Genomic DNA, 21,270 nt, shown 5'->3' on the forward strand with positions numbered 1-21,270 from the left:
GTTTAAAATATTATCATTGTGAAAAATAAGCTTGTAATCATTTTTTTGTGTTTATTGTATACAGCTACTAGTTTTGCTCAAGAAGAGTTAAATGCAGTAGTAGTTGTAAACGCTGATAGAGTTCAAAGTACCAATAAACAAGTTTTTAAAACGTTACAAGAATCGTTAACAGAGTTTGTAAATCAAACAAAGTGGACAAATAAAAAGTTTTTACCACAAGAACGAATTAATTGTGCTTTCACAATTATCATAAATGAGCAAAATTCTAATAATTTTTCTGCAAGTTTACAAATACAATCAGCGCGTCCCGTTTATAATTCAACATACGAAACACCTACTTTAAATATTAATGACACTAGTTTAAACTTTCAATACAATGAGTTTGAGCCATTAATATTCAATCCTAATTCATTCGATTCTAACTTAGTATCTACGATGGTTTTTTATATCTATGTAATATTAGGAGTAGACGCTGATACTTTCTCTCTAAAAGGTGGTGAAAATTACTTTAAGCAAGCGCAAAATGTTATGTTGCAAGCGCAACAAAGTGGTGATCCTGCTTGGGAAAACAAAATTGGTGAACAAAATAGGTTTGCTTTAATAGATAGTTTTTTATCTACTAAGTTTAGTGAATTAAGAAAAATCTACTACAACTACCATAGAAACGGATTTGATGTTTTCTTAGACAATGAGGTAAATGCTAAAAGAACAATAGCATCAAGTTTAATACAATTAGAAGAGTTATTTAATGTAACTGTTGGTAATTATATGATTCGTCTTTTCTTAGATGCTAAGGCTAATGAAATCGCTTCTACTTTCTCTCAAGGTAAAAGTTCAGGAAAAGAACTAAAGCTTAAAGAAACATTACAAAGAATAGCACCTACTCAAGGTCAAGTTTGGAAAGAAATTAAGCAATAATTTTATAGTACTATATTATATTTCATTTACATTAGGTGTTTTAATTTGGTATACTTTTTGAATAACTTTCATATGTTAAAAACATAGTAAGAGTTTTTAAAATGTTATATTTGTGTATGTTATCCTCTAGATAATATATTTACCCCAATTATTATATACCTTATGAAAAAAGTTTTTTCTGTAATCTTATGTATGTTAAGTATTCAAATTTGTATTTCTCAAACTGATGATGATTATGATCAAGAATTAAAAAAAATTTCAACATCTTTTAATAGTAAAGATTTTAAAAGTATTTATACTTCCTTTGATGCGTCTTATCAATCAACAAATCCAGAGGCAGATTTTATTAAAATGATGGGTGATTATTTCAGTGAATTAGGACAAATAACATCTTCAGAGTTCTGGATGGAAGGTGAAGCAGGCAACTGTTATCTATTAGAGTTTGATAATGCTTCTATGGTGTTAATTTTAAAGTTATCAGCAGATAAAAAAATAACACAATTTACTATTGACGAATATTAGTCAAATTGATCAATAAAGTTAAAAAGAAAAGTCTATCAATTTTTGATAGATTTTTCTTTTTTTATGCTTTTTGTGAGGTATTCACTTTTGTTTTAGTAACTCTTTTTCTAGATGTTATAAAGTACACACCTGCAAGTAAAATTGCAGAAGCTAAAATAGATTGATTGGTTAATTTTTCATCTAAAATAGCCCAACCTAATAATAAGGCAATCACTGGATTGACATATGCAGAAGTAGTAACTTTTTCTGGAGAAACGTTCTTTAGTAAATAATTAAATGCAGTAAAAGCTACAATACTGCCAAAAAAGATTAACGCAACCATTACAAGCTGTACCTTTGGACTAATATTCAATATTGCTGTTGTGTCTTCTTTAAAAATAAAACTACAAAAGAAAAGCATTAAACTAGCTATGATCATTTGATAGCCAGTACTTACAAAAAAGTTTTTAGGTAAATCGGCTTTTGAAACAAAAACACTTCCATAACTCCAGCTTAATACACAAGTAAGAATCATAAAAATTCCTATAATCATACCATCTGAAGTAGCTATTTGTTCTTGGCTTACCAAAAGGTACATACCTACCATACCTAATAACACACCAATAATTGATTTTCTTTGCATTTTTTTACCATCTATTAACCGAAGTAAGAATAATACAAATAAAGGCTGTGTAGAAGCCAGTAAAGCAGCAAATCCACTATCTACAAATTTTAACGCCCAAACAAATACACCATTACCGTACACAAGAAATAAAAAGCCTGCAATAGTTGTATTTAAAAGCTGTTTCTTTGTAATCTTTAATGGATGATTCAATAGTTTAGCTATAATCATTATTAAAATACCTGCAATACCAAATCGAATAGAAGAGATAAGTAAAGGAGGTATTTCTGTAACTGCAATCTTATTTAAAAGATATGTAGATCCCCAGATTACATAAATTGAAAAAAAAGAAATTATTATTAGAAGTTTAGATCTAGTCATGTAGTTGATTTTAGTGTAAAGGTAAAACACTTCTTACAAAATCAAATACTAATTTTTAGATAAAAAACAGTCTTTAAATAATAGCTATAACTACTCTATAAGTTCAAAAGTTATATAACACTTTCAAAGTATTTTATCACTTTTAATAACCCATCATCTAAAGATATTTTAGGTTCCCAGCTATTCAAGGTTTTTTTAGCTAACGAAATATCAGGTTTACGCTGCATAGGATCATCCTCTGGTAATGGTTCAAAAATAATTTTTGAAGAGGAATTGGTGATTTCTATGATTTTTTCAGCCAGATTTAAAATAGAAAACTCGGCAGGATTACCAATGTTTATAGGTCCGGTAATAGTATCATCAGTATTCATCATTCGAATCATTCCTTCAATTAGATCATCTACATACTGAAAACTTCTAGTTTGGTTTCCTTTTCCATAAATGGTAATGTTTTCGCCTTTTAAAGCTTGTACAATAAAATTAGAGATAACTCTACCATCATTAGTGTTCATTCTTGTTCCGTAGGTATTAAAAATTCGAATGATTTTAATACGAACATCATTTTGTTTGTGGTAATTAATGAATAAAGATTCAGCACAACGTTTTCCTTCATCATAGCAAGAACGTAAGCCAATCGGATTTACATTTCCCCAGTAACTTTCTGGTTGAGGATGTATTTTAGGATCACCGTATACTTCACTTGTTGATGCTTGTAATATTTTAGCGTCAATTCGTTTAGCCAAACCTAACATATTAGTAGCACCTACCACAGATGTTTTAATAGTTTTAATAGGATCGTGTTGATAGTGAATAGGGGAAGCAGGGCATGCTAAATTATACACTTCATCTACTTCTGCAAAATAGGGTTCTGTAATGTCGTGTCTTACAATTTCAAAATATGGGTTATCTAGTAAATGAATGATATTTTTTTTACTTCCTGTAAAATAATTATCTAAACTAATAACTTCGTTTCCTTCGTTTAATAAACGTTCACATAAATGCGAACCTATAAAGCCTGCGCCTCCTGTAACTAATATTCTTTTCACTTATTTAAAAAATAATTTTGGAAATTGTTTTTGTGGATCTCTATTTAGTAAGCGAATGTAAAAAGTAGATTTTAAAAAAGCCAATCCATATCCAAAAAATTGAACAAATACTGCATAAATACTTAAAAAAGCAACTTTAATACTTTTATTAAGTATCATAGAATGTAAAAACAGTAATAATAAATAGCCAGCAAGTGGTGCTATAAACAATGGTGTAATTACAATTGAAAGTAGTACTGATAAAATGGTAAACAACACAAATGCTCCCGGAAACCAAAAAGTAATTTTAGCAGTTGTTGGGTGCCATTTTGTTAATATTGGACGAACTAATCCGAATTTTTTTACTTGAGTGTGGAATTTCTTCCAAGAAATACGTCTTTTATGATAAACGTATGCATTGGGTAAAAAACCGGTTTTAAAACCTTTGTTTACGATTCTTTGTGACAAATCAGGATCTTCCCCTGGATGTATTTTTGAAAACCCTTCTGTAGCTTCAAACGCTTCCTTAGAAATTCCCATATTGAAGCTTCGAGGTTCAAATTTTTGGACTTTCATTTTTCCTCCTCTAATTCCACCAGTGGTAAAGAAGGAAGTCATTACATAATTAATAGCTTTTTGTAAATCAGTAAAGCTATCATGAGCAGCATCAGAACCACCAAAGCAATCAAGATAATTAGATGTTAAATAAGTGTCTATAGTACTTAAATAATGACTTGGTAAAATAACATCAGAATCTAAAATTATAAAGTAGTTACCAGAAGCCCTCATCATTCCATAATTTCTAGAATCACCAGGACCAGAATTTTCTTTATAGAAATAAGTAATATTTAATTGCTTTTTATATTTCTGAACGATTTCTTCAGATGTTAATGAAGAACCATCTTCAACAATTACTATTTCATATTCTTTTTGAAAATCTTGTTTGGTAAAACTTTCTAAAAGTTCTTCTATTTCATCTGGTCGGTTATAAACAGGAATAATTAACGATAAACGAATTTCCGTCATGCTAGAATAGGATTTTTAATTTTTTTGGAGATACCATCCCATAATTCAATACGTTTTAAAATAGAAGCTTTTGCATAAGTTGATACTTCATTCCATTTTTCATCATCATCACCGCATAATTCAGCAATCATTTGAAGTGCTAATGGACCATGTTCATCACCATCCAATTCTATATGACGATGAAGGTAATAACTCAGTTTTACAAACTCTTTATCTTCTTCTATTTCTGCTTTTTTAATGATGTTTAAAAACATATCAGGAATAATGTCCTCTCTACCAAACGTAAAACTAGCCGCAATAATATGTGGTTTTCTTGTTTTTATGACATCAAATGTAAAATTGACAAAATTTTTGGTTTCTTCAGCAATATTATATTCATTTAAAAGAGTTTTAATTGATTCAATATCTGTGACTTGTTTAATAAAACTGTTTATTTGAGATGTACTTGCACCAATCTCATTCATGGCATCTATGTACATTTCATAATGACTTTTGGTTACTCCGTTTTCATTAACATCAGTTTCTTCACCCTGAACAATTTCATTGATAAAACGAGCAGTAACAGAGCTTTCAACAGGTTTCCATGGTATGCTTACACATGTAAGTTGTTGTTGTAGAGCTTTTAAAAGCGACATAAAATCCCAAACAGCAAAAACATGTTCTTCCATAAAAGCTTTCACATCCTCTAGTTCATTTAACACCGAATACAATTCGTGTTTATCCAATTTGTCTTGTAAAGACTTTAATTCTTCTTCTATTTGTTTTAGTCTACTCATCCCAAAAATTTTTCAATAAAAAATGCAAATCAAATTGATTTGCATTCGATTATTTAGTTAGTATTATTCTTCTGCAAAACGTTCCATCACTGCATCACTAACTCCCATGTTAGAAAAACCTCCATCATGAAATAAGTTTTGTAGTGTTACTTTCTTAGTAAGGTCAGAAAACAATGTAATAGTATAATCTGCACATTCTAATGCAGTAGCATTACCTAAAGGAGACATTTTTTCAGCATAACTGATAAAACCGTCAAATCCTTTAACTCCTTGACCAGCTGTTGTTGGAGTAGGAGATTGTGATATTGTATTTACACGTACTTTGTGATCTCTTCCGAAGAAATAACCAAAACTACGAGCAATAGATTCTAAATAAGCTTTGTTATCAGCCATATCATTATAATCAGGAAAAACTCTTTGTGCCGCCATGTAAGTCAATGCAACAATACTACCCCATTCGTTCATGGCTTGTTTGTTGTATAACACATTCATAGTTTTATGAAAAGAAACGGCAGATACATCCCAGCCTTTAGTAGTAAAATCGTATTTAGGATCTGTGTAATGTTTTCCTTTACGTACATTAACAGACATACCAATTGAATGTAATACGAAATCTAATTTACCACCTAAAATTTCCATAGATTTCTCAACAAGATTTGCTAAATCATCCATAGATGTTGCATCAGCAGGAATTATTTGTGAACCAGTTTTTTCAGCTAATTCATTTAATTGTCCCATACGTAAAGCGATAGGAGCATTAGTTAAAACAAATTCGGCACCTTCTTCATGGGCTCTTTCAGCTACTTTCCAAGCAATAGAATTTTGATCTAAAGCTCCAAAAATAATTCCTTTTTTTCCTTTTAATAAATTGTACATTTTGTTATTTATTATTGGTTTATTAATCTCAATTTCTGAAGGAAACTCATTTTTCCTTTCACTCTGTTTATAGATGCATAAATAGCATCTAAGGCTTTATTGTTTAAAGTTTCTTTAACTGCAAGCTTATAATGTTTATGGGCTTCCATAATTTCGCCTTTTAATTCATACGCCTGTCCCATTTTGTTTAAAATAGTTGATTTATCTACCACAGAAGTACGAACTATTTTTTCTCCAAAACTAATCATGTCATCATACATATTCATATCAATTAATAAATAAGCATAATTACTATAAGCAGCATGATAATCTGGTGCAAACTTTACAGCTAATTCTAAATGTCTTTTGGCTTTAGGGTAATTGTTAAACTTAATATTATATAGCCATCCTAAATGATTATGAGCTCTACCATAATCAGGAAATTCAGCTATAATTTCGTATAACATTTCTTTAGCCTCTATAATTTTATTTTCATCTATTAATTGATCTGCTTCAAAAAATAGGTTTTCAGCTCTATTATCACTCATAAAACACTTAATTTAAAAGTTCTTTTGCATGAATTAATGCGCTTTCAGAAATATCTTTTCCGCTTAGCATTTCTGCAATTTCTACAATTCGTTCTTCTTTAGTTAGTTGTTTTAAGTTAGATGTTGTTATTCCTTTTTTCTCTTCTTTATATACTTTATAGTGAGACGCACCTTTAGAAGCAATTTGAGGTAAATGTGTAATTGCCATTACTTGCATATAATTACTCATTTGTTGCATAATATGTGCAATTTTATTTGATACTTCTCCAGAAACACCGGTGTCAATTTCATCAAAAATAATGGTAGGTAACTTTATGTTTTCAGATAAAATTTTCTTTACAGATAACATTATTCTTGATAATTCACCTCCAGAAGCTACCTTTTTCAATTCTCCAAAACTACCTCCTTTATTAGCTGAAAATAAAAATTGTAAATCATCTTTACCATTAGTATTGTAGGTTTCAGAATCACTTAATTCTATAGAGAATCGAGCATTTGGCATTCCTAGTTCTGATAATAAAAACTCTAATTCTTTCTTTAAATTAGGAATGGCTTTATTTCTTGCTTTGGTTATTAATTTGGCTACTTCGTCTAGTTTATTCGCTACTTCTTGTACTTCTTTTTCTTTTTTAGTAATGATTTCAGTAGCATTTTCAACATTACCAACTTTTTCAGTTAAGCTTTCTTGTATTACTAATAATTCTTCAATGCTACTAACCATATGCTTTTTTTGAAGCGCGTACATTAATTGTAAGCGATCATTAATTTTTTCTAGTTCAGTAGGATTGAATTCAACAGATTCATTAGCATTTTCAAGTTCTCCAACTACATCATCTAATTCAATTTTGATACTTGTAATACGACTCGATAAATTTTCATATAATGGATCAAAAGAACTAATTTTCTGAAGATTATTTTCTAAAGAATGTAATAGGTTTTGAGCTCCAGCTTCTTCATTTGTAGCTATTTGTATAGCTTCAGATAAATTCAACTTAATATCTTCAACATTATTTAAAGCATCAAGTTTTTGCTCTAAATCTTGTTGTTCATTCGGTTGAAAATCAGCTTCTTCTAATTCTTTAAATAAATGTAGATTGTATTCGTATTGTTGATTTTCAGTTTCCTGATTATCTTTAAGTTGCTGAAGTTCTTTTTGTAATGTATTGTATTTTTTTAAGCCTCGTTTATAAGAAGCTATTCTTTTTTCATTTTTTGCTAGCGCATCAATTACAGTAAACTGAAACTTATTATCAGATAATTGTAATGTTTGATGCTGTGAATGAATATCTATTAATTTAGACTTTAGAACATTTAACACACTTAAGGTAACAGGAGTATCATTTATAAAAGCCCTAGATTTACCAGAAGCTAAAATTTCTCTTCTGATGATGGTATGATGTTCGTAATCTAAATCATTATCAGTAAAAAAGCTTTCTAGAACATAATTTTCTATATTAAACTCGGCTTCAACAACACACTTTTTTGTGCTGTCTTTTAAAGAGCCCAAATCAGCTCTATTACCTAATACAAGTCCTAAAGCTCCTAAAAGTATTGATTTACCCGAGCCTGTTTCACCTGTAATTATAGATAAACCTTCAGAAAAATTAATAGATAGTTGATCTATTAAAGCGTAATTATGTATTGATAAATGTAATAACAAATTCCTTCTTTTAGAGCCCATAAAAATACGGAATTTACGGGAAATGAAAATAGTAAAGTGTTTTAAAAAGTAGGAAAGTTATTAAGGATAAAAATTAGTAAGTTCAGGGAACTTAGTTTAATGGTATAAAATTGAAAGTTAAAAGCTAGAAGCTTGAAGAAGTCTCCAAGTTTCTAGCTTTAAAAATATCTTTTTGTTATTGGTAAAAACTACAATAGTGTTTCTAAATAATGATGATCTATATGATACATTTCTTTTAAACTCTCTATTTTTTTATCAATAGCTTCTATATCTTTCTTCTTTTTTGATCTACTACCAATTAACATTACGTTTTTTCGAGTATGTTCATTGCTTATAAACTCAAAAACTTTGGTGTTGTAATTAAACTTCTCTAAAATTAAAGATCTAATAGTATCTGTAATCATTTCAAACTGACGCTCTTTAAAGATTCCGAATTTCAATAAAGGACTTTCTTGCTCTTTTCCTTTAACTTGTTGACGAACTTGTTTATGACAGCAAGGAGCGCAAATAATTAATTCAGATTTAGCCACTAAACCTTTGTAAATAGCATCGTCAGTAGCAGTGTCGCAAGCGTGAAGTGCGATTAAAATATCTATTTTGTCATTATCATATTCTTGAATAGATTGTGCTATAAAGTTCAAGTCGTTAAACTCACATTTTTTAGCAATATCATTACAATAATCAACTAAATACTCTCTTAATTCAATACCAGTAACAGTAACATTGTATTTTTTAATGTTTACTAAATAATCATACAAAGCAAAAGTTAAATACCCTTTTCCAGACCCCATATCAACAATTTGTAATTGTTTATTGGTATCTACAGAAGATAATAAACCTTCAATAATTTCTAAATACTTATTTATTTGACGGTATTTATCAGCCATTTTAGGAATTACATTGTTATTAACATCTGTAATGCCTAAAAAATGTAAGTACTTTCCAAGTTGAGCCCTTTTTTCTTTTGGCTTATCGTGTACTTCTGGAAGTTTATTTTTAAAACTCGGAGGGTTTTCTTTAAAGCTTATTTTTTTCTTCTTGGAAACAAACACTAAAAAATCTTTTTCTAAAGTAAAAAGAGTAGCTGCTTTAAACTTTTGTAACAATAGATTTTCTAGTTCGATAATACAATCTTCTAGTTTGAAGTTTTTAGTTTCATCATATGTATTATGTCTGTAAGTAAACTGAAAAAAATCTTCGTTTTTAATTTTTACAAATCGAACATAAACATTTTGTAATTTAAAACTTTTGCTAATTACTTTACTAAGAGTAAGTTTAACAAAATTATTATCTTCAATACTTTGTTTTAGCGTATCGAATAGTGGCTCTAATGCATTCATGTTGCAAATATACTTTGAAAAAGATGAAAAAATCAAAAGGCTCACATTTAAATGTGAGCCTTTTGATTTATATTGTTGATTAGTTTTTAAAAAAACTATTATTTACCTTCTGCTGCTTTTTTAGCTTCTCTTTTTAACTTTAAATTTTCCCAGATTGTTCCACCAATCCAATAAGGAACTACAAACGTTAACAAGAATATTAACAACCAAAAACCAGTTGTAAATATGAACATAAATAATACTAATCCTGAAAATTCTGAAAAATTTAACATCTGTCTTTCTTTGTAAAATTACTTGTCTGCAAAAATAGAATTTATTTTTCTTTTTGTAAGGGTTTTGCTGTAAATATTTTTTGTTTAAAAGGAGTCTAGATTATTTACATTTGATTATATATTATTAAAAGTATTAAGTTTTTGTGTTAAATAGGTAGTAAGTTTTTGTTTTTTAAAAGTTTAATTAGCTTTCTTTTAAGTAAAGATTACTTTTAAAAAACAAAAATAGAAGAAATCGGTATTTATTCTTGTCGTTATAAGTTTGTTAACAAAATAAAAATCTTTCAACTTTCAGTAAGTATTTGCAACGTCAATTCTTGTAGTTTTATTAAATTTGAAAACTATATAAAACAATAATACAACAAATGGAATATAGAATCGAGAAAGACACGATGGGTGAGGTAAAAGTACCTGCTGATAAGTATTGGGGAGCACAAACTGAACGTTCTCGTAATAATTTTAAAATTGGTCCTGCAGGAACAATGCCTTTAGAAGTAGTATATGGATTTGCTTACTTAAAAAAAGCAGCTGCTTATACAAATGCAGAATTAGGAGTGTTAGCTGAAGAAAAACGTGATTTAATTGCTCAGGTTTGTGATGAAATTTTAGCAGGTAAACACGATGATCAATTTCCATTAGTTATATGGCAAACTGGTTCTGGTACGCAAAGTAACATGAATGTAAATGAGGTTGTTGCAAACAGAGCCCATGAGATTGCTGGGAAAAAAATAGGTGAGGGAGAGAAAACGATTCAACCAAATGATGATGTAAACAAATCTCAATCGTCAAATGATACTTTTCCAACAGGAATGCATATTGCTGCTTACAAAAAAGTAGTAGAAGTTACTATTCCAGGTGTTGAACAATTACGTGATACATTACAAGCAAAATCAGAAGCATTTAAAGATGTTGTAAAAATTGGACGTACACACTTAATGGATGCAACTCCATTAACTTTAGGTCAAGAGTTTTCTGGTTATGTAGCTCAATTAAACTTCGGTTTAAAAGCATTAAAAAATTCATTAGCACATTTAAGTCAATTAGCATTAGGAGGAACAGCTGTAGGAACAGGATTAAACACTCCTGCTGGTTATGATGTGTTAGTAGCTAAATATATTGCAGACTTTACAGGTTTACCTTTTATAACTGCAGAGAATAAATTTGAGGCTTTAGCAGCACACGATGCTTTAGTTGAAACACACGCAGCATTAAAACAATTAGCTGTTTCTTTAAATAAAATAGCAAATGATATTCGTTTAATGGCTTCAGGTCCTCGTTCAGGTATTGGAGAATTAATTATTCCTGCAAACGAGCCAGGTTCTTCAATTATGCCAGGTAAAGTTAACCCAACACAAGCAGAAGCTATTACTATGGTTTGTGCACAAGTTATGGGGAATGATGTAGCAGTAACTGTTGGAGGAACACAAGGTCACTACGAATTAAATGTATTTAAACCAATGATGGCAGCAAATGTTTTACAATCTGCGCAATTAATTGGAGATGCATGTAAATCGTTTGATGAAAATTGTGCGGCTGGTATAGAACCAAACCACGGAAGAATTAATGAATTAGTAAATAACTCATTAATGTTAGTGACAGCTTTAAATACTAAAATAGGATATTATAAGGCAGCTGAAATTGCTAATACTGCACATGCAAATGGTACAACATTAAAAGAAGAAGCAGTAAATTTAGGTTATGTTACGGCAGAAGAGTATGACGCTTGGGTTAAGCCAGTAGATATGACTGGAAGTTTAAAATAAATATTCAGATAAAATAAGAGTTTTAAAAAGTTGTAAGTGATTGGCTTACAGCTTTTTTTTTACTACACAATACCTGTGTTTTAAAAAACTTCTTTTAGTTTGTCTAAATATTGAGATGTCGTTTTTTTCATATAAACACCTAAAGTAATTGCCGTTTTATCAAATATATTAATATTAAAAAAGGTATAATCAAATTTATGGTTTTGACCAGATATTAATTTAGAAGTTTTTTGAGTTATAACTTCATATTCAGCTCTAGAAATGTTGTCAATTCCTCCTACGTTGATATATTTTTTTATACGACTTTCTGTTTTTTCTATTCCATCTTTTAGAATTTCTAAATCACTAGCAGCATTTCCTAAAATCCTTCTTTGTCTGTTAATAGCTTCCATAACTTCTAATTTATCGAGCTTTACTTTTTTATCTGTTTTTTCAACTGAATAATAATCATTTCCTATATCATTATTAAATTGTATAACAGTTTGCAAATGTATTTTAGCTAATTCCGACATTGGTAAAATAATGGAACTGAACTTTTGTTTTAATAAGTTGTAATATATACGCTCCTTTTTTAAACTCTTTTGGTCGTGAGGATCATTTGCTATTATAAATAAACTAAAAATGTTTTTAGTTACTTTGTGGTCTATGGCACTTGTTAAAGTTAATAGTTGAGAGAAAGGCTCAACTTGTGTGTTAAATAATTCAATATTATCTAAAACTTCATCTAATAATTCTTTTCCATTAGTAACAAACTGAATATCGTGATTAATTTCTAATTCTGAAATCTTTTTCGTTTTAGATTGCTCTTTTGTATTTTCTTTTTCATTATTTCCAAATATGTCATCGTACGGATTTACCATAAACGCAAAATAATTAAAATATAAATGAATATCAAAATCTTAGTAATAGTTATTTCTTTACAGTTAATAGACATTTTAAGTGCTTCATGCCTAAAAATAAAACGCTCATGATTTTTAAAAAATAATGAAATGATTAATTAATTATTTTTAGATAGGAATAACCTAACTATCTAAAAAATAAATTTAAAATGACTAAATCTTCAAAAGAACAATCATCTTCATGCTGGAATTGTGATAGCAATATTGAAACTATAACCAAACGTTTAAAAGAAATGTTTGTAGAAATGGGACAAAAAACTCGAATTGAAAAAGGACAACAACCAGCAGAAAGAGCAGTTTTTAGAAAGCAGCACGGAATTGCTTATGGAAATTTTGTAATTAATAAAGATATTGACGATAAATTTAAACTAGGGATTTTTTCAGGAAATTCTTATGAATGTGCTGTTCGTTTTTCTAGTGATACCTCGCCAACTTCTCCAGATTTGCATTCTACTTTAGGAGTAGGTTTAAAATTGTTTGGAGTTGAAGGTCCTAAGTTGTTAGGAGAAGGAACCAATGCAGATTTTATTTTTCAAAACATAGATCGTTTTTTTGCAAGTGATGCCAAACAGATGTGTAGTTTTACCACAGCAGGAGTTATAGATAGAGATTACGATTCATATATTGATAAACATCCTGAACTTGCTGGCATTTTAAAAGCAATGACTAAGGAAGAAGGTAGTGTTTTAAGTGCTAATTATTGGGCAATTTTACCTTTTAAATTGGGTGATAATCAAATTGTAAAATATCGATTGGTACCAGAAGATGCTTATCAAGGAGTGCCTTTTGATGAGAACAATTATTTGGCAATTGATTTAGAAAGAAGATTATTAAAACAAGAAGCGACTTTTAGGTTTGAGATTCAGTTGAGAACCAATGATCAAACAATGCCTTTAGATGATGCTCAGGTGGTATGGAGTGAAGAAGAAAGTCCATATATATGTATTGCAAAACTTCATCTTCCTCAGCAAGATGTTGCGAGTATTGGACAAGCAGAGTTTGGAACTAATTTAGCCTTTAATATTTGGAGGACTTTACCAGAGCACGAGCCATTAGGATCTATTGCAGCTGTAAGAAAAGTAGTGTATGCAGCAAGTGCAGAAGCTCGTCATCAAGCAAACGGACAACAACTGCAAGAACCAAAAGAAAGAAGTCCAAAATTTGAAGGAAATACAGATGAAGATGATGATTGTATTGTTACTGCAGGTATTTATCCGCCTATTGGAGTGATGAGAGTTGGTAATAGTCAAAATGATTATTTTTTAGGTCCTTTAGTTGATGATCCAGTGGCAAAAGAAGATCCATATGCTTATAGAGATTCAGTAGGTGCTTTAAAAAGACAAGCGGCACAGTTTAGGATTTATGGTTTTAATGCAGCTGGTAAAGCGGTTAAAGAACTAACAGCAGATAATGCAATTATAACTTGGCATAGTCATTTAGCAAATCAAAAAGCATCTTGGTATCAATTTCAGTTAGCATTAGATATTCCTGAAGCAGCAGATGCTCCTCCTTCTTTTTTGAGAAATATTAATGTTGGTGATAGAAGTTCTCTTTTAATTGATGGAAAAGCGCAATCTATTTCAGGTACTAGTGTAGTTAATGGACCTCGATTTGAAGGTGAATTTTTATCAGAAAAAGTGTATCTAGGAGAAATGCGTACCGATGAAAAAGGTCGCTTAATAATGTTAGGAGGTCATGGTAAATCAGAAAATATAAATGGAGATATAGCCATTACTTTTGCCAATAATGAAGGATGGTATGATGATACTTCTGATGGACCTGTAACAGCAGAAGTAGAGTATCAAGGAGTAAAATTAAAAGTAGATCCTGCGTGGGTGGTTTGTGCGCCACCAGATTATGCACCTATGCAGAAATCTGTACGTACTATGTGGGATTTAATGCGTGATGTTGCTGTAAAATCAGGAATGTTAGCACGTCCAATACGTCCTTCTTTTACCAAAGATATTTTACCAATCTTTCAACGCATGACCGATTTACAATGGGTGAATGCTGGTTTTGCAGGAGGTTTCGGTTTTGGAGGTCAGTTTAATTACACAACAAGTGAATGGATTAAGAAATTAGGCAATCCATCACCAGCTTTTCTTGAAATGAGAAGAACTATTTCTAATAATTTTAGAAGAATAGATGTAAAAGGGGCTACAGCACCTCAATTATGGCCTTGGTTGTATGGAGATGCTATTAGTATTCCTTCTACAGGTTCTGTTCGTCAAAATGCTACGTTATCCGATTTACAATTATCATTTTTAGATCAGTGGGTAACTGGTGATTTTGATGCAGATTATATTGATAGAGAAGGATGTCCTTTTAAACCAGAACCTAAAGGAATCGATGATTTACCAGTTTCAGAACAGCCAGATATGTTGACTAAAGCAGCTATGGATTTTTGTTTAGCAGATGCTTTTCATCCTGGTTGTGAAATGACTTGGCCTATGCGTTCATCAGGTATGTATATGGCACCTTTTAGAGTAAAACATGCGCCTAAAACGCCTCCAGTAAATGCTATTTATTATGGGCCTACAATGAATAATGACATACTTCCTTTAGCTAAAGGTCCTATTTTAGGAGGACAAGTTGCAGGAGGTATTACTCGTTGGATGGCTATTCCGTGGCAAACAGATACTGCAAGTTGTAGAGATGGTTATACTACAGAGTATGATCCGTATTTACCTACATTTTGGCCAGCAAGAGTTCCTAACAATATCTTAGATGAGAAAAGGTACGAACAAACTTTGGATACCAATTTATCTGAAGAAACAAGAATGGAAGCTTTTGCTAGTAGAGCAGATTGGTTAGGTGATTTACCATTAGATGGAGAGGCTCCAACTTACACAAATCAAATTAACTGTATGATTAAATATTTTGACAAGTTAGCAGTTGTACAAAAGCGTCCAGGAGTTGCAAATGATACTAATTTTCCAAAAGAAATGCAAGTTGGTATTGCACCTACAAAAGAGCAAGAAGAAGCACTTTTAGCTTTAACTAAGCATGAACTTGAACATATTTTAAGCGATAATGATAAATTTGATGAAGCTTCTCAAAAATTATTAGATGTTACGTTGCAAAAATTATCAGAGGAACATTTATTAAATGAGCAGTTTTTATTAGAGAGTACCAAAGATCATTTACTAGAGTTAATAGAACATGAGTTAATTAAAGATAATTATGAAACTAAAAATGTAAAAAATCTGGTAAGTTTAATAGCATCTAAGATGCATCAAATAAACAAATCCACTTCATTACAACATCCAGAAACAAAATTAAAAGAAGTTGGTATTCCAGAGAAAATGACACGTTTTACAAGATATATTCCTAAATAAATTGAATAATTATAAAACTGAAATATTAATTATAGGTGGCGGCATTGCAGGTTGCATTGCTGCCATTTCTTTAGCAGATAGTTTTAAGGTTACGGTTGTGGATAAACTAGCTCTTCCTGCTGATAAAGTAGGGGAGTCTTTGGCTCCTGCAGCTCAACGTATACTTAATAAGTTACAATTACTGCCTGATGAAGAAACACAAAAATCTTTGTTTATAAATAATTTAGGAATGCAATCTTATTGGGGTAATGATAGCGTTCAAATTGTAGATCATTTAAGAAACCCTGATGGGTTTTCTAAAAGTTTAGATCGAAAAAAGTTTGAGGTTTATTTAAGAGATAAAGCAATAGAGAAAGGAGTCACTTGTTGTTGGGGACTTCGTTTTTTTAACAGTATTTTTGAAGATAATTTATGGAAAGTTACTTGTAAGTCTGATGATTTAAAAAATAGAACAACAACTATTTTTAATGCAGATTTTGTAATTGATGCCACAGGGCGTAGTGCTCATTTTGCAAAGAGTTTACAAATTAAACGAACTTCATTAGATGCATTGATTTCTTGTTGGATAACACTTCCTAATAAAGAAGAGAATGCTATGAGTACGATTGTTTCAGATGAAAATGGTTGGTGGTATACTGCGGTATTGCCAAATAATCAAAGAGTATTATCGTATCAAACAGATGCTGATCTGTTTGAAAAAAGTATTTTTAAAAATATAGACTCTTTTTTAGAATTGATAAAGAAGAATAAACGGATTTATTCATATGTAGAAAAAGCCATTGATCAGCTTCAGTTTCATGGAACAGTGAGTGCTAATTCGACAAAATTAGATAAAGTTGCAGGTAAGCAATGGTTGGTTTTAGGCGATGCAGCTATTAGTTTTGATCCATTATCATCTCAAGGAATGTTTAATGCAATGGCATGTGCAATGCAAGTTACAGAATTATTAAAGCATTTTAATTTTATAAAAGAATATGATATTGCTAAAGTTTATCGATTTTCTGAGGTGTATACCTCACAAATTAATTCTATTTGGAAACATTATGTAAAGCATAAAGATTTATTCTATGGGGCAGAATCTCGTTGGAAAGATGCAATTTTTTGGAAAAGAAGACAGGTAGGAGTTTTAAAAAATGAATTTGCTTTGTAAAATAATAATTCATCAACACTAATTTTTTTAAAGAAATAACCTACTTTTGCCGTCCTTTTTTTATATTTAAAATAAAAACCATGAGTAAACACGAAGAGTATATGAGTGAAGCTGTTAAGGCAGCTTTAAAAGGTATGAGAAACAATGAGGGAGGTCCTTTTGGTTGTATCATTGTAAAAGATGGTGAAATTGTTGGTAGGGGTAATAATAAAGTTACATCTACGAATGATCCTACAGCTCATGCGGAAGTAACAGCAATTAGAGATGCGTGTAAAAATTTAGGTTCATTTCAATTAGATGGTTGTGTTGTTTACACTTCATGTGAACCATGTCCAATGTGTTTAGGAGCTATTTATTGGGCGCGTCCTGATAAGGTTTACTACGGAAGTAATCAAGTAGATGCCGCAAACATAGGATTTGACGACGAGTTCATTTATAAAGAAATACCATTACCATATGAAAAAAGAAGTATTCCTTTTGAACAAGTAGGTAGAGATATTGCTTTAGAACCTTTTCAGAAATGGTCTGAAAAAGATGATAAAATAGAGTATTAGTACTGAGATTAAAACAGATTAAAAATAAGGTGAATAACTAATAAATAGTATTAGTTATTCACCTTATTTTTTTGTGAAAGAGAATGTTTTTACATTAAAAATTAATTTTTTATTAAAATAACGTAGGGTATTTTTAGTTTAAAATGTATTAAATGTAGAACGGGGTTGAAATAGTATACTATGAAAACGAATTTATATTGTAAAATCCATATATTTGCACCGCAAAAAATGAAATAGATTATAACAATTTAAATTTTGAATCGGTTATTATTAGACCATTTTAAATTTTTTTTTAATTTTTAAAAATAGATTATGAAAACCACTAGAATCCTCTATTATGTTAAGTATGCAGCTATAACTACAGTTGTAATGGTAGCTTTAGCTTTTTTGATGATCAATCATTTTAAGAGTTTACCTCTTATCTAAAAAAAGAATACGCAATTTTAACATAAAGAAACGATTTTGGAAGTTGTGTGCTTTAACTTTCAAAATCAGTCTCTAATTAAAAAATAAAAGACAGTTTTTTTAAACTGTCTTTTATTTTTTTTGTAACAATACCATTTACACTGCTACTAATAAAATAAAAAATTAAGTTATGGTAGGAGCTGGTATGAGCGCACAAGGTGCAGCAAATTCATTAAAAAACAATTCAGTTAGAAAGGAGAGAAAAAATCTTTTTCAGAGAAAGGATATTTTAAAAGAAAAAAGAAGAAAAAAATCAAGAGTTATAATAACAAAGAAAGCATCTCCAGAACTTTTAGAAAAGATAAAGATTGATGCAGTTAAAGAAAGAAAAAACCAATTGGTTAAAAATTTATTAATAGGAATACTGTCAATAGTTGCGATGGGATTTGTTGTCAGTTTTGTCTCAGAAACATTTATAGCTCGACTTTCAAGTGTCTTGTAATACAAGAAAAACTGACTGAAAATGTTTAAAATTCTCAGTCAGCTTTCTAACTAATTAACCAATCCTATGTATTTATAAACTATTCTTCTTCGTCACTAGCAGGTTTTCTAAAAACTAGCTTATCATCAAAAGCATCTAATAAAATAACACTATCATTAGTTACTTTACCTGCAAGAATTTCTTTAGAAAGTAAGTTTAAAACTTCTTTTTGAATCACACGTTTAACTGGTCTGGCTCCAAACTCAGGCTGATATCCTTTTTTAGATAAATATTTAATCGCTTCTTGTGTAGCATCTAAAGTGATATTTTGTTCTGCTACTATTTTTTTAACGCTATTTAATTGTAGTGAAACAATACTCTTTATGTTATTTTCTGATAGTGGAGTAAACATAATAATATCATCAATTCTATTTAAAAATTCAGGACGTACCGTTTGTTTTAGCAACCCTAAAATTTCACCTTTAGCTAAGTCCATAGTTGTATCGATGTCCCCTTTCATGTTTTCAAATTTCTCTTGAATTATATGACTTCCCATGTTAGAAGTCATGATAATTATAGCGTTTTTAAAATCTGCAACACGTCCTTTATTGTCAGTTAATCTACCTTCATCTAACACTTGTAATAATATATTAAAAGTATCAGGATGTGCTTTTTCAATTTCATCTAGTAATATAACGGAATAAGGCTTTCTTCTAACAGCTTCGGTAAGTTGTCCACCTTCATCATAACCAACATATCCAGGAGGGGCACCTACTAATCTACTTACAGAATGACGTTCTTGGTATTCACTCATATCAATACGAGTCATCGCATTTTCATCATCAAATAAATAAGAAGCCAATGCTTTAGCTAATTCAGTTTTACCAACACCTGTAGTTCCTAAAAATAAGAATGAACCAATAGGTTTGTTAGGATTTTGTAAACCAGCTCTTGATCTTCTTACCGCATCTGAAACAGCTTCAATAGCTTCTTCCTGACCAACAACACGTTTATGTAATTCGTCTTCTAAGCGAAGTAACTTTTCACGTTCCGATTGTAGCATTTTAGTAACAGGTATTCCTGTCCATTTAGCAACCACTTCAGCAATATCATCATAGGTAACTTCTTCTTTAATAAGAGAGTTTTCGTCTTGATTAGCTAATATTGTTTGCTGCTTTTCTAAAGCTTCTTGCGCTTCTTTAATTTTACCATAACGTAGTTCGGCAACCTTACCATAATCACCATTACGTTCTGCTTTTTCTGCTTCTAGTTTAAAATTTTCTATATCTGTTTTTAAAGACTGTACAGCGTCTACAACACTTTTTTCAGATTGCCATTTTGCATTAATTTCATTACGATCATCTTTTAAATTAGCTAAATCAGCATTTAAAGCTTTTAATTTTACAACGTCATTTTCTCTTTTAATGGCTTCTATTTCAATTTCAAGTTGCATTATTTTTCTATCTAAAACATCTAAATCTTCTGGTTTTGAGTTAATTTCCATTCTTAATTTAGCAGCTGCCTCATCCATCAAATCAATAGCTTTGTCTGGTAAAAATCGACTAGTAATGTAACGTTGAGAAAGTTCAACAGCCCCAATAATAGCTTCATCTTTAATTCTAACTTTATGATGAGTTTCATATTTCTCTTTAATTCCACGTAAAATTGAAATAGCACTTTCTGTATCAGGTTCGTCTACCATTACTTTTTGAAAACGACGCTCTAAAGCTTTGTCTTTTTCAAAGTATTTTTGATATTCATCTAGTGTAGTAGCACCAATTGCACGTAGTTCTCCACGGGCTAAGGCAGGTTTTAAAATATTTGCAGCATCCATTGCACCTTGTCCGCCACCAGCTCCAACTAAGGTGTGAATTTCATCTATAAATAAAACCAAATCGCCTTCAGAAGCAGTAACCTCTTTTACAACAGCTTTTAAGCGCTCTTCAAATTCTCCTTTAAATTTAGCACCAGCAATTAGAGCTCCCATATCTAAAGAAAAAATTAGTTTATCTTTCAAGTTTTCAGGAACATCTCCGCGAATTATTCTGTGTGCTAAACCTTCTGCAATAGCTGTTTTACCTGTTCCAGGTTCACCAACTAATATCGGGTTGTTTTTAGTTCTACGAGATAAAATTTGTAATAATCGTCTGATTTCTTCATCTCTACCAATAACTGGATCTAATTTTCCGTCTTGTGCTAACTTGTTTAAATTTTTAGCATACTTATTTAAAGAGTTATATGATTCTTCTGCACTTTGAGAAGTAACTCTGTTTCCTTTTCTAAGTTCATCAATAGCCGCTTTTAAGGTTTTTTCTTTAATTCCTTGATCTTTTAAAAGTTGTGCTATTTGACTTTTAGAGTTAAAAATAGCTAATATTAAATGTTCTACAGAAACATACTCATCTTCCATTTTTTTAGCTAAAATAGAAGCATCATTTAACGTTTTATTCGTTTCTCTAGATAGCATTATTTCCGCACCACTAACTTTAGCAAAACTATTTAGTTGTTTGTCTAATACTTGTTTTACCAAATCAATATTTACATTTAATTTTTTTAAGATGAATGGTAAAACATTTTCATCTACTTGAAATAAAGCCTTAAAAATATGTTCATTTTCTATTTGATTATGTCCATACTCTTGAGTTATTTGTTGCGAAAGTTGAATTGCTTCCTGAGATTTTATAGTGAAGTTATTAAAATTCATTTTTTTATTTTTTTATTTGCTTTATGGCAAA

General features: G+C 30.3%; 18 protein-coding genes. 7 read left to right on the top strand and 11 right to left on the bottom strand.

The features are described 5' to 3' along the window. The first annotated feature begins 18 nt into the window (after positions 1 to 18). Positions 19 to 918, top strand: a complete 900-nt coding sequence (locus EYW44_RS00650) for a DUF4835 family protein (RefSeq protein ID WP_132721364.1) — start codon at positions 19 to 21, stop codon at positions 916 to 918. Positions 919 to 1,080: 162 nt separating this feature from the next. Beyond that, the gene (locus EYW44_RS00655; RefSeq protein ID WP_132721365.1) at positions 1,081 to 1,440 is read left to right on the top strand and encodes a hypothetical protein; all 360 of its coding nucleotides are present in this window, start codon (positions 1,081 to 1,083) and stop codon (positions 1,438 to 1,440) included. 61 nt (positions 1,441 to 1,501) lie between these two features. Here EYW44_RS00655 and EYW44_RS00660 read toward each other — a convergent pair whose 3' ends face one another. From EYW44_RS00660 to EYW44_RS22040, 9 genes are all read right to left on the bottom strand, one after another. Beyond that, the gene (locus tag EYW44_RS00660; protein ID WP_132721366.1) at positions 1,502 to 2,422 is read right to left on the bottom strand and encodes an EamA family transporter; all 921 of its coding nucleotides are present in this window, start codon (positions 2,420 to 2,422) and stop codon (positions 1,502 to 1,504) included. 110 nt (positions 2,423 to 2,532) lie between these two features. Beyond that, positions 2,533 to 3,468 (bottom strand): UDP-glucuronic acid decarboxylase family protein, encoded by a 936-nt coding sequence (locus tag EYW44_RS00665; RefSeq protein WP_132721367.1) that lies wholly within the window; start codon positions 3,466 to 3,468, stop codon positions 2,533 to 2,535. Further along, positions 3,469 to 4,473: a glycosyltransferase gene (locus EYW44_RS00670; RefSeq protein WP_132721368.1), complete on the bottom strand. Its 1,005-nt coding sequence runs from the start codon at positions 4,471 to 4,473 to the stop codon at positions 3,469 to 3,471. After that, positions 4,470 to 5,249, bottom strand: a complete 780-nt coding sequence (locus EYW44_RS00675) for a DUF3050 domain-containing protein (RefSeq protein WP_132721370.1) — start codon at positions 5,247 to 5,249, stop codon at positions 4,470 to 4,472. The genes EYW44_RS00670 and EYW44_RS00675 overlap by 4 nt, the downstream gene beginning before the upstream one ends. A 63-nt stretch (positions 5,250 to 5,312) precedes the next feature. Further along, a complete protein-coding gene (locus EYW44_RS00680; protein WP_132721372.1) occupies positions 5,313 to 6,125 on the bottom strand; it encodes an enoyl-ACP reductase FabI in 813 nt (270 codons plus the stop codon). 11 nt (positions 6,126 to 6,136) lie between these two features. After that, the gene (locus EYW44_RS00685) at positions 6,137 to 6,652 is read right to left on the bottom strand and encodes a hypothetical protein (protein WP_132721374.1); all 516 of its coding nucleotides are present in this window, start codon (positions 6,650 to 6,652) and stop codon (positions 6,137 to 6,139) included. A gap of 7 nt (positions 6,653 to 6,659) precedes the next feature. Continuing rightward, positions 6,660 to 8,333 (bottom strand): DNA repair protein RecN, encoded by a 1,674-nt coding sequence (gene recN / locus EYW44_RS00690; protein ID WP_243643583.1) that lies wholly within the window; start codon positions 8,331 to 8,333, stop codon positions 6,660 to 6,662. 188 nt (positions 8,334 to 8,521) lie between these two features. Further along, complete coding sequence (locus EYW44_RS00695) at positions 8,522 to 9,673, bottom strand: class I SAM-dependent methyltransferase (RefSeq protein WP_132721376.1); 1,152 nt, start codon at positions 9,671 to 9,673, stop codon at positions 8,522 to 8,524. 98 nt (positions 9,674 to 9,771) lie between these two features. Further along, a complete protein-coding gene (locus EYW44_RS22040; RefSeq protein WP_165872123.1) occupies positions 9,772 to 9,945 on the bottom strand; it encodes a hypothetical protein in 174 nt (57 codons plus the stop codon). A gap of 365 nt (positions 9,946 to 10,310) precedes the next feature. Here EYW44_RS22040 and fumC point away from each other — a divergent pair, with 365 nt between their 5' ends. Next, positions 10,311 to 11,708 carry a class II fumarate hydratase gene (fumC, locus tag EYW44_RS00700; protein WP_132721378.1) on the top strand — a complete coding sequence of 466 codons (1,398 nt, stop codon included), beginning with the start codon at positions 10,311 to 10,313 and terminating at the stop codon, positions 11,706 to 11,708. 80 nt (positions 11,709 to 11,788) lie between these two features. Here fumC and EYW44_RS00705 read toward each other — a convergent pair whose 3' ends face one another. Further along, positions 11,789 to 12,568, bottom strand: a complete 780-nt coding sequence (locus EYW44_RS00705; protein WP_132721380.1) for a hypothetical protein — start codon at positions 12,566 to 12,568, stop codon at positions 11,789 to 11,791. A gap of 188 nt (positions 12,569 to 12,756) precedes the next feature. Between EYW44_RS00705 and EYW44_RS00710 the strand changes: the two genes are divergently transcribed. From EYW44_RS00710 to EYW44_RS00725, 4 genes are all read left to right on the top strand, one after another. Continuing rightward, positions 12,757 to 15,945 carry a LodA/GoxA family CTQ-dependent oxidase gene (locus EYW44_RS00710; RefSeq protein WP_207893727.1) on the top strand — a complete coding sequence of 1,063 codons (3,189 nt, stop codon included), beginning with the start codon at positions 12,757 to 12,759 and terminating at the stop codon, positions 15,943 to 15,945. A gap of 1 nt (position 15,946) precedes the next feature. Continuing rightward, positions 15,947 to 17,095: an NAD(P)/FAD-dependent oxidoreductase gene (locus tag EYW44_RS00715; protein ID WP_165872124.1), complete on the top strand. Its 1,149-nt coding sequence runs from the start codon at positions 15,947 to 15,949 to the stop codon at positions 17,093 to 17,095. 80 nt (positions 17,096 to 17,175) lie between these two features. After that, entirely contained in the window at positions 17,176 to 17,649 is a 474-nt protein-coding gene (locus EYW44_RS00720) for a nucleoside deaminase (RefSeq protein ID WP_132721384.1), read from the top strand. Positions 17,650 to 18,244: 595 nt separating this feature from the next. After that, entirely contained in the window at positions 18,245 to 18,556 is a 312-nt protein-coding gene (locus EYW44_RS00725; RefSeq protein WP_132721386.1) for a hypothetical protein, read from the top strand. A gap of 79 nt (positions 18,557 to 18,635) precedes the next feature. Here EYW44_RS00725 and clpB read toward each other — a convergent pair whose 3' ends face one another. After that, the gene (clpB, locus tag EYW44_RS00730; protein WP_132721388.1) at positions 18,636 to 21,239 is read right to left on the bottom strand and encodes an ATP-dependent chaperone ClpB; all 2,604 of its coding nucleotides are present in this window, start codon (positions 21,237 to 21,239) and stop codon (positions 18,636 to 18,638) included. Between the last annotated feature and the right edge of the window lie 31 nt (positions 21,240 to 21,270).

Source organism: Tenacibaculum sp. M341 (genome assembly GCF_004337695.1).
Lineage (GTDB): Bacteria > Bacteroidota > Bacteroidia > Flavobacteriales > Flavobacteriaceae > Polaribacter.